Below are 13,909 nucleotides of genomic sequence, written 5' to 3' on the forward strand. Positions count from 1 at the left end.
GAATTAAGATGACTAATTATTTTATGTTCTCTATTGCTCTAGTATAAAATTTTAGTTATAATATCTATTTGTGTTTATACACCGTGGTTCGCAACCATCCCACGCAAAAAAACTAGGAGGAATTCAATATGAAGGTAAAATTTTTAGCAGCGAGTGCCATTATTGCAGCACTGTATATCGCAGTGACAATGCTCGTTGCTCCTATTAGCTTTGGGCAAGTGCAGTTCCGCATTGCTGAAATGTTTAACCATTTAGTGGCATTTAACCCTCGTTACATGGTTGGTGTCGTACTTGGCGTACTTATTTCCAACTTTTTATTTTCTTCAGTTGGACCAATTGATTTAATTTTTGGCGTAGGACATACTGTTGTAACGCTGGGCATCTTTATTTTTATTTGTAAATATGTCAAAAATATTTGGGCTCGCTTAATCATCAATACGTTTCTATTTACGTTTACGATGTTTATTATTGCGTTCCAATTAAATTTAGTATTAGAGCTACCATTTTGGGAAACTTGGCTTGTCGTTGCAGTTGGTGAATTCACTGTGTTAGCGATTAGCGCCCCAATTATGTATTTATTGAACAAGCGACTTGATTTTAATAAACTAATATAAAGCTGTTGCGCGTGCGTGGCGCTCTAAGGCTGTGTCAGGAAAGGCTGTCCGAAAAGATTTTATCTTTTCGGACAGCCTTCGCTTTTATATAAAAAAGTCTTTACCTCTGCAGCAGCCATTACTGCCTTCTTTGAAAATGCTTTTCAATTGCAATTTTTCCGCCTAATTTATCAGAATTGATTGACTTTTTTACACATACCTTTTACAATGGCACTACATCTTTGTTCGGGCATGGTAGCAGGTTGCGGGAGCGCGACCACCATAAGACGAGATGAGTAGAGTTTAGTTTGAGCTGAGAAAAATTGATGACTAAGAATAGTAGCAATTGTTTTATGTTTGAGAGAGTGCATGGCTGGTGAAAATGTACCATAAACAATTGTGAATGGGCCTTAGGAGAGCTGTTGGCATTAGCTTGTCGACGGACGGAATTCCCCTACGTTATAAGGGGATTGAGTGGAAGCAAATATGCTTCAAGCTGAGGTGGCAACGCGGTATTTATCGTCCTCTACAAAAAGGAAATTCCTTTTTGTAGAGGACTTTTTTTATTTTAGAAGGAGGAAAAAATATGCAAAAATTTTCACGGACAACGATTCGAAAAATAAATGGCGATTGTCTAACCCCTATTATTATTTTTAATCGGTTGCAAGGTACACAAAAGTTTTTATTAGAAAGTGCCATGAAGCACGAAACGGCTGGACGCTATTCCTTTATTGGTGCAAACCCACGCAAAACATATAGCGGTAGCGGTGATATTTTACAGGAAATCAATCATTTAACAAATCAAACCTATACGCATTATGGCGACTTAATTCAATCACTCAAGCAAATGATGCCGCGCATTTCTCAGCATACAGAATACCCTTTCATGGGAGGTGCTATCGGTTACATTCACGACAATGAGGTACTGTTTCAAGTGTATGATACCGTCATTATTTTTGACCATATGACAGACGAGCTGGCGATTGTTCATACCAATATCGAAATCGAGCAGCAAGCCCCAAATTTTGACCTACTAATTGAACAATTAACAAATGGCAACAACATGCACAGTATAAATGGAGCTTTTGCTGACTACCGCACATTTCGCGTAGAGCAAAGAGCAGCTTATTTATATTATGTAGAGTTTTCCAATGACATCTTGATTGGTTCATCGACAAATAGCGTCATTAACGTGAAAAATAGTACTGTCACAACGAAGATTCCTGAAGTGATTGAATGGGCTGAAGATGGGCAACTCCCCCCTTCTGCTCACTCGATTGATGCATTAGCTGAAGCAGCCAAAAACATTCCATCTATGTTAGGCTATATCGGCTTTAATGGGCAAATTGATTTTACAACGGAGGGGTGAATCAAATGGTATTACAACAATATATAGCGAAAGTTAAAAAAAATGAAAATTTAACGATTGATGAAATGAAGGACGCAGCAACGTTCATTTTTTCCGAGGCAACAGCAGCAGAGGATATTGCTGATTTTTTAATAAACCTTAGTGTCAAAGGAGAAACAGCACAAGAGGTTGCAGGTCTAGCAATGATTATGCGTGATAATGCGGTAAAAATTAATGTGCCTGAGGGCATTTATATCGATAATTGCGGTACAGGTGGCGATGGCTTGCAAAGCTTTAATATTAGTACAACAACAGCATTCGTTCTCGCTGGTGGCGGTCTGCTCGTGGCAAAGCATGGCAATCGTAAAATATCAAGTGCTGCTGGTAGCTCTGACGTATTGGAGGCGCTGCAAATTCGGCTGCTTCCTTCCGTAGAGGAAACAACTGAGTTGCTTGCACAGCATGGTATCGCTTTTTTACACGCACCTAATATGCATCCTAAATTAAAGCGTATAGGCGCAATACGTCAGGCTATCGGCAAACCGACTATTTTCAATTTAGTTGGACCTTTGACGAATCCTGTCCCATTAAAAACACAATTTGTCGGAATTAATCGTCCGCATTTTACGACAGATTATGCGCAAGTATTAGATATGCTTGGTCGCAAACGGGCAATTGTCGTATCTGGCACGAGAGGCATGGATGAGGCATCGTTAGAGGGAGAAAACACACTTGCATTACTCGACCTTGGCGACATTATCCCGTTCAAGCTACGTGCTGAGGATGTCGGCTTACGCGCTGCACCATTGTCAGCAGTTCGCGGGGGGAATGCACAGGAAAATGCAAAAATTATGCTTGATTTATTAAATGGACAGCAGGGCGCTTATTTAGATACAGTGCTGCTCAATGCAGGAATTGGTTTCTTTGCATACGGCTCCGCACAAACAATTAAAGAGGGAATCGAAATCGCCAAGGATAGCATTTTTTCAGGGCGTGCTCTCGAAAAATTACAGGCGGTTATTGCCTATTCGCAGCAAAAGGAGGAAATCCAATGACGATTTTAACTCAAATTATTGAGCATAAAAAAACCGAACTAGCTAATTTACGCACTGTAAAACCTAATTTTACTGAAACGGTAAAACGCCCCTCTCTTTACGAGCGGCTGCGTCAAGCTACAACTGTTCAGATTATTGCAGAGATGAAGCGCGCCTCCCCCTCAAAGGGCGATATTGCAACAAATGTTGAACCAGTAGAGCAAGCAAAAATTTATGAACAGGCAGGCGCTATTTGTATTTCAGTTTTAACTGAAGGGAAATTTTTCAAAGGCTCTTTTGCTGACTTACATGCGGTGGCACAGGCTGTTCATATTCCTGTACTATGCAAGGATTTTATTATTGATCCAGTGCAAATCGATTATGCAAAGGCTGCTGGTGCATCAGTAATTTTGCTCATTGTCGCTGCTTTAACAGATGAGGAGCTTGCCTCTCTACATGCCTATGCAACAGCTTTACAGCTCGATGTTTTAGTAGAGGTGCATGACATAGATGAGCTACAACGCGCATTGCAAATAAATCCAAAAATAATCGGTGTGAATAACCGTAATTTAAAAACATTTGAGGTTGATTTGGCACAAACCGCTGAGGTGGCTCAACATTTAACAAATGACGATATCGCCTTTATTAGCGAAAGCGGTATTTGGGGACCAGAGGATGTAGAAATTGTAGCGGCGGCTGGGGCTTGTGGTGTGCTTGTTGGCGAATCGCTTATGCGTAGCAATAACGTAGCTACTGATTTACAGGCATTGCAAATTCCATTAGCAAAGGCTGGTGAAATAGAATGACAATGGTCAAAATTTGTGGCTTAAAGACGGCTGAGCATGTCGAAGCGGCAGTGAAGGCTGGGGCGGATTTTGTCGGCTTCGTCTTCGCACCTAGCAAACGCCGTGTTTCGATAGAGGAAGCAGCACTGCTCGCTAAACATATACCTGCACATATCAAAAAGGTTGGTGTCTTCGTTAATGAGGAGGCAGACGTTATTCAAACCATTGCAAAAGCTGTTTCACTTGATTATATCCAGTATCACGGCGATGAAACGAATGATTTTGTTCAGCAGGTCGGCTTGCCTGCATTGAAAGCTTTTTCCGTGCGCAATGCTGATGATATTAAAAAGGCTGCCACCTTTGCTGTTGAATACTATTTATTCGATGCACCCGGCACAGATTTTCGTGGGGGTAGCGGACATACTTTCGATTGGTCTTTATTAAAGAAAGCCAATATAGCACAGGAAAAAGTAATCGTCGCTGGTGGCTTAACGCCTAGCAATGTTGCCGATGCGATTCAATTAATTCGTCCAGCGGTGGTTGATGTGTCAAGCGGTGTTGAAAAGAACGGTATAAAAGATGCTACCTTAATCCAAACATTTATTCGCAATGCGAAAGGAGCAATACAATGACAACTGTAAAAGGACGTTTCGGTGAATACGGTGGGCAATTCGTCCCCGAAACATTAATGACGCCTCTTCTTGAGCTAGAACGGGCTTATGAAAAGACCAAAAATGACCCTGAATTTTTAGCACTATTTCATTATTATTTGCAGCAATATGTAGGGCGCGAAACGCCTCTCTATTTTGCGGAGCGCTTAACGGCTAAATGTGGCGGTGCAAAAATTTATTTAAAGCGCGAAGATTTAAACCATACAGGCGCACATAAAATAAATAATGCGATTGGACAGGCACTCCTTGCAAAGCGTATGGGCAAAAAGAAAGTTGTTGCTGAAACAGGTGCAGGTCAGCACGGTGTCGCAACAGCTACTGCATGTGCTTTGCTTGATTTAGAATGCATCGTTTATATGGGGGCAGAGGATGTAAAACGTCAAGCATTGAATGTTTTCCGTATGGAGCTGCTTGGTGCAAAGGTCGTTGCTGTCGATAAAGGCTCGGCTACTTTAAAGGACGCAGTGAATGAGGCTTTACGTCACTGGGTAACGAATGTGGAGGATACACATTATATTTTAGGCTCTGCGCTTGGTCCACATCCTTTTCCAACGATTGTACGTGATTTCCAGCGCGTCATTGGTGATGAAACACGCACACAAATCATCGAGCAGGAAGGTCGGCTGCCAGACACGGTCATCGCTTGTATCGGTGGTGGTAGTAATGCCATTGGTATGTTTTATCCATTTGTTGAAGACCAAAATGTACAGTTAATTGGTGTTGAGGCGGCGGGTGCTGGACTTACTACAGACAAGCATGCGGCAGCGATTTACGGTGCGCAAAAAGGTGTACTACACGGTGCTTATATGTATTTATTGCAGGATGACAACGGCTTTATACAGGAGGCACATTCGATTTCAGCAGGGCTTGATTACCCAGGAGTTGGACCTGAGCATTGCTATTTAAACGATATCGGACGTGCTCTTTACGAAAGTGTGACAGATGTAGAAGCTTTGGAGGGTGTTAAATTGCTCGCTGAAACAGAGGGAATTTTACCTGCATTAGAAAGTGCCCATGCCATTTATTATGCGGCTCAGCTTGCTAGGTCGAAATCGGCTGATGAAATCATTGTCGTTTGTTTATCAGGTCGTGGCGATAAAGATGTCCATACATTAATTGATGCGATTGGAGGTAAAGAGGCATGATTCAACAAGCAATTGAACAGGTTTTAGCACGTGGTGACCGCGCCTTCGTTCCTTATATTATGGCAGGTGACGGTGGCTTAGCGACATTAAAATCAACTATTTTACGCTTACAGCGAATAGGCGTAACAGCGATTGAAGTCGGCATTCCCTTTACAGACCCTGTCGCAGATGGGCCAACCATTGAGCTAGCAGGACAACGCGCATTACAAAATGGTACAACATTAAAATCTGTCTTAGCGACATTGGCAAGCTTTGCAAATGAAATCACTGTACCTCTCGTTGCAATGACCTATTTGAACCCTGTTTTAGCCTATGGGGCAGAAAAATTCGCATATGATGCAAAGCAAGCTGGCATTCACGGTGTCATCATTCCTGATATGCCTTTAGAGGAACGCGCAATTATTTATAGCGCATTACAAAAGGAACAAATCGCACTCGTGCAGCTTGTCTCCTTAACAAGCCCTACTAAGCGTATCGCACAACTCGCTACAGCAAGTGAAGGCTTTATTTATGCGGTTACAGTTAACGGCATTACGGGTGCACGTAGTGATTTTGCAAACGAGCTAGAAGAGCATTTCGCCAAATTGAAAGCAGTCAGCTCCTTACCTGTCCTAGCGGGCTTCGGTATTTCCACACCTGAGCAAGTAAAAAAATTCGCTCGCTTTAGCGACGGTGTCATCGTTGGCAGTAAAATTGTCGACGCATTAGCAAATGGAGATTGGCAGACGGTAGAAGCATTAGTTAACGCCTCTAAGGAAAAAAAAGAAAGCCATTGAATGCAGTTTTGTATTAGCAACGCAATGAAAAAATTGTTGCCTCTTGATTTTTACTGAGAATAAACACCGCTAAAGTCCGTGTTTCTCCCATTTTCAAACATAGCTTCCTAGCACCATAACACCAAACAACAGCGTCCAAAACGCCGGCAAACGCACGGCATTTTGGACGCCCTACTTATTTCAATTTCCCTAGCATATCAACAGTCATTGAAGCTAAATCGTATTGTGCGTTAAAGCCCCATTCAGCTTTTGCCGCAGATGAATCAATCGAGTTTGGCCAGCTATCAGCGATTGCTTGACGCACCGGGTCAACATCGTAGGCAATTTCAAAGCCTGGGATATGCTTCTTAATTTCTGCCGCAATTTGTGAAGGCTCAAAGCTCATCGCTGAAATATTGAAAGCATTACGATGCGCTAACTTCGAACCATCCGCCTCCATTAAATCAACAATCGCCTGCAATGCGTCAGGCATATACATCATATCCATATACGTGCCTTCGGCGATATAAGATGTGTATTTCCCTTCTTCAATCGCTTTATAATAAATATCGACTGCATAATCCGTCGTTCCCCCACCTGGTGGCGTAGCGTAAGAGATTAAGCCTGGGAAACGAACACCTCGTGTATCCACACCAAATCTTGTGAAGTAATAATCACATAGCAATTCTCCTGCTACTTTATTGACACCATACATTGTTGTAGGACGCTGTAACGTATCCTGTGGCGTATTATCCTTTGGCGTAGATGGACCGAATGCACCAATCGAGCTTGGTGTGAAAAACTGCAAATTCAGCTCACGTGATACTTCCAATGCGTTCATTAAGCCACCCATATTCAAATTCCATGCAAAAACAGGATTTTTTTCAGCGGTTGCTGATAATAGTGCAGCCATATGAATCATCGTATCTGCACCAAAATCCTTTGCAAGCTCATGCATTCGCTTACCGTCTGTTACATCTAATATTTCAAATGGACCATCTTGCTGTGCTGCGCGAATATCTGTCGCTAAAACAGCATCAGTTCCATAAATTGCACGTAATTTCCCTACTAACTCTGAGCCAATTTGACCAAGTGCACCTGTCACAATAATTTTTTTCATTCCCGTACCCTCCTGTGGCGTTATACATTTGTACACCCTAAAAAGACATTTAAACATTGCAATGACGCGGTTCATTTGTACTTTTATTGAAATTAATTATAAAATGTTCTTTTGAAAAAGACAATCATTAATTTTCTTTTCGTGTAAAAATGCTATCAAATCGAAAGCTTTTGAGGATAGCAATTTCATTTAGCTATTCCCCACAAAAAAGAGGCTATCCGAAAAGATGTACACTTTTCGAATAGCCCTTGCTTCTATATTCAATTACGCCTCCGCTTAATCATGTCGGGATTTTGAATTGTGCAAGCACAATTCAAAATTCCTGACATCCACCGAAGGCTTTAGGCCAACACGAGATGTTGGTCACTCAGTTGTTATCTTAATATGCGATGTTCTTAGACTGGGTTCATCTTTATCAGTGAGTGTTTGACACCAACTGGAATCGGTCTTATACTTGCATTCATCTCGCCTCCTATAAAGGTGGGAAACTTCTGTACCTGTCGCTTCGCTTTCAGCACAAAAAGGTCGTCTTAAAATGGCTTTTCAGACGCTACCTTCACAACTTCCTCATATAAATTTGGTCTGCGGTCATCGTATACTGGGATGCGTGTCCGCACTTCGTCAACAATTGAAAAATCAACTTCAATAATCGCTAACTCTTCGTTCTCCGCACCTGTCCAAAGCACCTCGCCCCAAGGCTGAATAATCATCGATTGACCGTTGAAGTTTTCTACCTTATTTGCAATACGATTAACTGCTATGACGAAGCATTGATTTTCAATGGCACGTGCCTGTAATAATGTTTTCCAATGGTCGATACGCGGCGTAGGCCATTGCGCTGGCACAAAAAGCACTTTAGCGCCTTGTAATGCATGTGAGCGTAACCATTCTGGGAAACGAATATCGTAGCAAATAACACCGCCTGCTTCTATATCGCCAAGTGCAAAGCGATTTAGCTTATCTCCAGCCTGTAAATATAAATGCTCGTCCATTAAACGGAATAAATGCGCTTTACTATATTCACCAACAAGCTCTCCTTCTTTATTAAACGTGTACATCGTATTAAAAAATTCATCACCAACACGAATGGCAACAGAACCACCAACAATATGAACGGACAGTTCCTTGGCAAGAAAGCTTAAAAATTGCTTTGTGCGCTCGCCATTTTCATCTGCTAGCTCGGGCAATTTTTCAAGTGCATAGCCTGTATTCCACATTTCTGGTAGCACGATTATTTCAGCGCCACCTTGTGCAGCTTGACGAATAAATTGCTCTGCTCTCTCAAAATTTTCATCGACTTTACCAAAGCGAACATTTAATTGAATACATCCTATTTTCATTGCTTCACTTCCTATATAGACATTTTAGAAAAAAAAGGTTACCATATTTCATTATATTCAGAAAACGAGGGATTTGCATGGAATTTTCAAAAAAACTACAGCAGCTACCACCGCAATTTTTCGCTTCACTCGTTCAAAACGTCAATGCAGCAATCGCTGAAGGACGAGATGTTATTAATTTAGGTCAAGGCAATCCTGACCAACCAACACCAGCACATATAATTGAAGCTTTACAGCAAACAGCCGAAAACCCACTTAGCCATAAATATCCGCCATTTCGCGGAATTGAGGAGCTACGCGAGGCAGCGGCAGCATTTTATTTACGTGAATACGGCGTGACAATCGACCCTAAAACAGAAGTCGCTATCGTAGGTGGCACGAAAATTGGGCTTGTTGAGTTGCCACTTGCATTAATGAATCCAGGTGATTATATGCTATTGCCAGACCCAGGGTATCCGGATTATTTATCAGGTGTTGCATTGGCAGATGTGAAATTTGATACGATGCCCTTGCTACCAGAAAATCAATTTTTACCTGATTACAACGCCTTAAATGACGAAATAAAAGAGCGCGCAAAGCTACTCTATATTAACTATCCTAACAATCCAACTGGTGCAATTGCAACCTATGGGTTTTTTGAAGAAACAGTCGCATTCGCCAAACAGCATAACATCGCAGTTGCACATGACTTTGCCTATGGTGCGATTGGCTTTGATGGGCAAAAGCCGATTAGCTTCTTACAAGTGGACGGTGCAAAGGATGTTGGAATCGAGTTTTATACATTATCAAAAACATTTAATATGGCTGGCTGGCGCGTTGGCTTTGCGGTCGGAAATGCCCAAATGATTGAAGCTATCCAGCTATTACAAGACCATCTATTTTGCAGTCTATTCCCAGCTATTCAGCATGCAGCCGCACATGCCCTTACAGCTGAGCAAAGTGCTGTCGAGCAACTACGCGCCACGTATGAAAACAGACGCAATGCATTAATTGATGAGGCCCATAAAATTGGCTGGCAGGTAGAAGCTCCCGCTGGCTCCTTCTTCGCTTGGCTACCTGTGCCAGAAGGTTACACGAGCGAGCAATTTACTAACCTGTTACTAAACAAAGCGAATGTTGCTGTCGCTAGTGGAAATGGCTTTGGACAATTCGGTGAAGGCTATGTACGTGTTGGCTTACTTGTAAATGAGGAGCGGCTACGCGAGGCAATGCAGCGAATTGCCGCACTGAATATTTTTTAACGAGGAAATTTCCGAATAAAATCATACATTAGAAAAGCGTTCGTCTAGCGCCGATAGACATTGGAAAGTACAGATGCAAAAATAAACGCTCACCACTTTTACATGAATACTTGAAATAACCGAGAGGCTGGCGTTTTAGCCTAAACACTGTTCAAATGCTAAAAACCTTTGCTTTCTTATTCTTTTGTAAAAAAACATATGCACTTCTGCGGTCACACCAAAATACGCCCGTAGAAGCGCTTGTTTTTCTCCAACATTGCAAAAGATTTAGCTTGTATTGTTTCCTTCCACAATATAAATGATAAAACATTAAAAAGTTTTAATAAAAAAATCTACTAAACTATTGAACCATGTCCCTAAGTTATATTTTATTTTCGCTGCCTTTGTATATTGATTTGTGAAAAGAACCTGCTGAGCCTCGTCTGTTATTTTTATATTTTCAATTACTGTATCGTATATATCATCCGCATATTGCTCATGCGTTGTATCCTTTTTTGAGTATGCTGCGCCGAAGCCAATTTGTGTACCTTCGATTGCATCGCTAATTGCAAGCGTTGTTACTAGCTCCTCATCAATAGCGAGCTTGATTTCACCTTGCTCTACTTGTAACGAAAAATGACGTCGATTTTTTAAATTGCGTGGATACTCTTCTTCATCAATACGTGAGCCTTGCTGTGTATCATGATAGGAATAAACCGTTGCCTTATTGAAAGCATAATCTTCACCGCTCCACCCGATTTCCTGCAAAGAATGACGCTCGATTTCAGTCTCCGTTTTATTTAGTTGCTTTTCAAAAATAATTACCTCATTATCCTTTAGCATGATACGCATATAGCTCATATTCTTATGATAAATGTAAACCGACTGCTCTCCGACAACATTTCCGTGAAAATCAAATTCTAGATGATAGGCTGTCGGCATCCTTTGCTGTAAAAACATTGTCGCTTCCTCTGAAGGCAAGGAAGTTAAAATAATCTCATTATTTAAAAACTCTGCCGCCCCATTAGAAATTTCCCACTGTTCCGCAAGCTTTTTATCACCAATTACAAACTCAACACGCCGTTTGCTAGCCTGCTGAATTTTCATCATCAAATGATTTGTAGACCAATATGGTGAAACTTGAAGTCTGCTTAGATTATAAATATTTGCATCTGCGTCATTATAAGCATCTAGCTCTAAATTAAAATGCATTTTATATAATTTTTTAATATGTCGGTCATTGACGTTTTCCACGAGCGTATCCATATTATTATAAAGTGAATTGGCGTGCATAATCGCATAAGCCTTTGGCACTTCCTCAAGCGTATTCATATAAATTTCCTGCATCAATTCATAGTCACCTGCAATGCGTGCCTCCATCTCCGCTCTTGTTTCTGTAGGAATCATATATTCATCTCGAATAAAATCCATTAAATAATGATTGTAATACTCAATCATCATTTTATCAGGTACATCATTTTCATCAATAACACCTAACGACTGTCCCTCATCATTAAATATATTAATATATGTTAAGCGATAGCCATTCGAGCCGAGCTCCCAAAATCCGCTATCTTCCATTAACCTCAAATGCTTAGGCTTTAAAAATTTTGTATCTTTTGTATCCATTTTATTGGCATACGTATACATCGTTGCTTTATAATTCAATTTTTCTAATATTTTTTGAGCGAAAATACTTGAATCTGTGCGCCCATCCTCAAATGATAAATATAAAGCTTTTTCAGGCAGCGGCTTCCCTAGCTCATAAAAATCAATAATATCCTGCTGGGAAATTGTTTCATAGCCTTGCTTTGCTAGTAGCGATAATTGCTTATCTAAATTGCCTTTTGTCACGTACTTTGGTGACTCACCACGACTCACCCCAAAATACGATAATGCAATAAAGCCTTCCGTATTTTCCATTGCTATTGCGCTATCTTCAAACTGATTTAACAAAAAGATTGTACGTATTAAAATTGTTGCAAGAAAAGCAATGATAACTGCTTGAATAATAGAGCGAATGATTTTTTTACGATTTTTTAATTGAGCATTTAATGCTACTTTCTTGTTATTCATCTTTATCACCCGCATCTTTTAATAGACGTTTTTCTTTGCGCCGCGCTTTTCTTTCTAGCTTCCTTTGTTTCGCTAATACATCCTGCGGCGTTTCCCGTGTACCCCATGTTGATTTCCAAAACGTTACCCAAGCAACAGGCATTTGCCAAAGCAATACAAACTCATAAAATAAAACAAAAATAAAACCGAATGACCAGAGCTTACTTCTTTTAAAATAAAGATGCGCTAAGCTCATTAGCATTGCCATTAATAATAGACCAACAAGAAACGTTCTAGGGAAAATCCCTTGAGTAAAAGGAACCCAAAGTAAATTATAAACAACGACAATGGGTGCTGCGATTGGCACAATTAAACCGATAATAAAAAACAAAAACATGAATGGCTCTTTTCTCCAAATAAATGTACAAGCCCGTAATGATTCCCTAAGCCACGAACGTTTCCAGCGCATTTGCTGTGATAAAAAGGCCATTGTGCTCGATGGAACGATTGTTGAGCAAACAGCGCTATCTTGATATGCTGTCCGATGTGTTTTTAAAATATAATTTGTCATACTACGGTCATCGCCAAACGTAGCAGGCTGCCCAAGAAACTTTTGATTAAGCCATGCTTCTCCATTTTGCAAAACAAGCTCCTTGCGATAGCAGGAGAGCGGGCCAGATAAACAGGTCACTGCATCAAACCATGATTCTGCCGCCTTCATAATACGAAATGCAACATAATAGCGAACTGTTTGTAATTTCGTTAAAGCATTGGTAAATTTATTTGCTACTTCCGTGCGTCCTGCTACACCACCCATTTTGGGGTCCTGAAATGGCTGCACTAAATTGCGTACAGCATGAGGCTCTAAGAAACTATCAGAATCAACAAAAATAACTAAATCATGCTTTGCCATACGTACTCCTGTCATTAATGCCTCACGCTTTCCACCGTTTTGTGGCAATTGATGCACAATTAAACGCCCTTTCGTTTTAAAGCGTTCACCTTCTTGATGAATAAGAGCAGCTATTTCTTCAGCCCTTTGCTTTGTTTGATCAGTAGAGCAATCATCAACGATAATTACTTCAAGCTTGTCAACTGGATAGTATTGATTTATGCAGCTTAATATTGTACTTTGAATCCATTTTTCTTCATTAAAAACGGGAATAATAATTGATACACCGGGCTCATAATGAGGATTTATCACTAAGTTACGATAAAACATGCCAAATAAATAGCGACTTAGCAAAAATGCAGCAGCAATCATACTATATAAATATAAAGATTTATTAAATTTGAAATAAATGACACTTTCAGCCCGCATCAGCATAATCGTCAATGCAGCCGCCAGCAGTATGAGACTAGCAGTAAAGACAGACAGTCCCCAGCGTCTCTTGCTCAAATATTTATGCAATGGCTGTAAAAATTCGTATGCATAGTAATAGCGAATTTGCCCCTCTACCTCTTTTGTAAACGTGCGAATAACCCTTCCCTTTAGCTTGACATTAGCCTCGTAGCCTTCAGGCATTGCACCATCAGGTATTGTGAAGCGCATTCGCATCACCTCATCTATTTGGAACGCATTTGATATGTCACAAGAAATGAGAATGCCAGTTACAGAAATATCCTCACAAATAAACTTAGCTGAAACATCTGACTTTAAAATTTTCACAGGAAATGCCGTACTATAACGTAAGCTTAATGACTGAAGCCAAAATAATTCATTCACATCTGCTACATCTATTTCTGCTTGCTGATAGCTAGCTCCTCGACGGTCAACTAAGCTACGTGTATTTTCCGGGTCTGGAATATTCGATAAAATACGCCTATCTTGTTTTCTTACCAT

Annotated in this window: 12 protein-coding genes, 1 riboswitch and 1 other annotated feature; of the genes, 8 read left to right on the forward strand and 4 right to left on the reverse strand. The window is 40.6% G+C overall.

What is annotated here, in order from left to right:
• Positions 1–77 precede the first annotated feature (77 nt).
• A riboswitch (PreQ1 riboswitch) is annotated at positions 78–122 on the forward strand.
• A 6-nt stretch (positions 123–128) separates the two neighbouring features.
• The 7 genes from MHB51_RS09570 to trpA all read left to right on the forward strand — a co-directional run bounded on the left by MHB51_RS09570 (position 129) and on the right by trpA (position 6,352).
• Positions 129–614 (forward strand): QueT transporter family protein, encoded by a 486-nt coding sequence (locus MHB51_RS09570; RefSeq protein WP_066168071.1) that lies wholly within the window; start codon positions 129–131, stop codon positions 612–614.
• Between the two features lie 296 nt (positions 615–910).
• Positions 911–1,123 (forward strand) — a binding site (T-box leader).
• Positions 1,124–1,179: 56 nt separating this feature from the next.
• Complete coding sequence (locus tag MHB51_RS09575; RefSeq protein ID WP_342558020.1) at positions 1,180–1,962, forward strand: metal ABC transporter ATP-binding protein; 783 nt, start codon at positions 1,180–1,182, stop codon at positions 1,960–1,962.
• A 5-nt stretch (positions 1,963–1,967) separates the two neighbouring features.
• Complete coding sequence (trpD, locus tag MHB51_RS09580) at positions 1,968–2,996, forward strand: anthranilate phosphoribosyltransferase (protein WP_107941995.1); 1,029 nt, start codon at positions 1,968–1,970, stop codon at positions 2,994–2,996.
• Complete coding sequence (gene trpC / locus MHB51_RS09585) at positions 2,993–3,781, forward strand: indole-3-glycerol phosphate synthase TrpC (RefSeq protein ID WP_342471339.1); 789 nt, start codon at positions 2,993–2,995, stop codon at positions 3,779–3,781. The genes trpD and trpC overlap by 4 nt, the downstream gene beginning before the upstream one ends.
• Positions 3,778–4,392, forward strand: a complete 615-nt coding sequence (locus MHB51_RS09590) for a phosphoribosylanthranilate isomerase (RefSeq protein WP_342558021.1) — start codon at positions 3,778–3,780, stop codon at positions 4,390–4,392. The genes trpC and MHB51_RS09590 overlap by 4 nt, the downstream gene beginning before the upstream one ends.
• Positions 4,389–5,576: a tryptophan synthase subunit beta gene (trpB, locus tag MHB51_RS09595; protein WP_342558022.1), complete on the forward strand. Its 1,188-nt coding sequence runs from the start codon at positions 4,389–4,391 to the stop codon at positions 5,574–5,576. Before MHB51_RS09590 ends, trpB begins: the two co-directional genes overlap by 4 nt.
• The gene (gene trpA / locus MHB51_RS09600; RefSeq protein WP_107941991.1) at positions 5,573–6,352 is read left to right on the forward strand and encodes a tryptophan synthase subunit alpha; all 780 of its coding nucleotides are present in this window, start codon (positions 5,573–5,575) and stop codon (positions 6,350–6,352) included. Before trpB ends, trpA begins: the two co-directional genes overlap by 4 nt.
• Positions 6,353–6,527: 175 nt before the next feature.
• Here the strand turns inward: trpA and MHB51_RS09605 are convergent, their stop codons facing one another.
• Positions 6,528–7,451, reverse strand: coding sequence for an L-threonine 3-dehydrogenase (locus MHB51_RS09605; RefSeq protein WP_066168048.1), 924 nt, complete (start codon positions 7,449–7,451; stop codon positions 6,528–6,530).
• A 530-nt stretch (positions 7,452–7,981) separates the two neighbouring features.
• Entirely contained in the window at positions 7,982–8,791 is an 810-nt protein-coding gene (locus MHB51_RS09610; protein WP_342558023.1) for a carbon-nitrogen family hydrolase, read from the reverse strand.
• 77 nt (positions 8,792–8,868) lie between these two features.
• Here MHB51_RS09610 and MHB51_RS09615 point away from each other — a divergent pair, with 77 nt between their 5' ends.
• Positions 8,869–10,032, forward strand: coding sequence for a pyridoxal phosphate-dependent aminotransferase (locus MHB51_RS09615; RefSeq protein WP_342558024.1), 1,164 nt, complete (start codon positions 8,869–8,871; stop codon positions 10,030–10,032).
• A 309-nt stretch (positions 10,033–10,341) separates the two neighbouring features.
• Here the strand turns inward: MHB51_RS09615 and MHB51_RS09620 are convergent, their stop codons facing one another.
• Together MHB51_RS09620 and MHB51_RS09625 are read right to left on the reverse strand one after the other, a co-directional pair.
• Complete coding sequence (locus MHB51_RS09620; RefSeq protein ID WP_342558025.1) at positions 10,342–12,087, reverse strand: polysaccharide deacetylase family protein; 1,746 nt, start codon at positions 12,085–12,087, stop codon at positions 10,342–10,344.
• Positions 12,080–13,909: a glycosyltransferase gene (locus tag MHB51_RS09625; RefSeq protein WP_066168441.1), complete on the reverse strand. Its 1,830-nt coding sequence runs from the start codon at positions 13,907–13,909 to the stop codon at positions 12,080–12,082. The genes MHB51_RS09620 and MHB51_RS09625 overlap by 8 nt, the downstream gene beginning before the upstream one ends.

Origin of the sequence: Metasolibacillus sp. FSL K6-0083, from assembly GCF_038630865.1 — a bacterium.
Classification (GTDB): Bacteria; Bacillota; Bacilli; order Bacillales_A; family Planococcaceae; genus Metasolibacillus; species Metasolibacillus fluoroglycofenilyticus.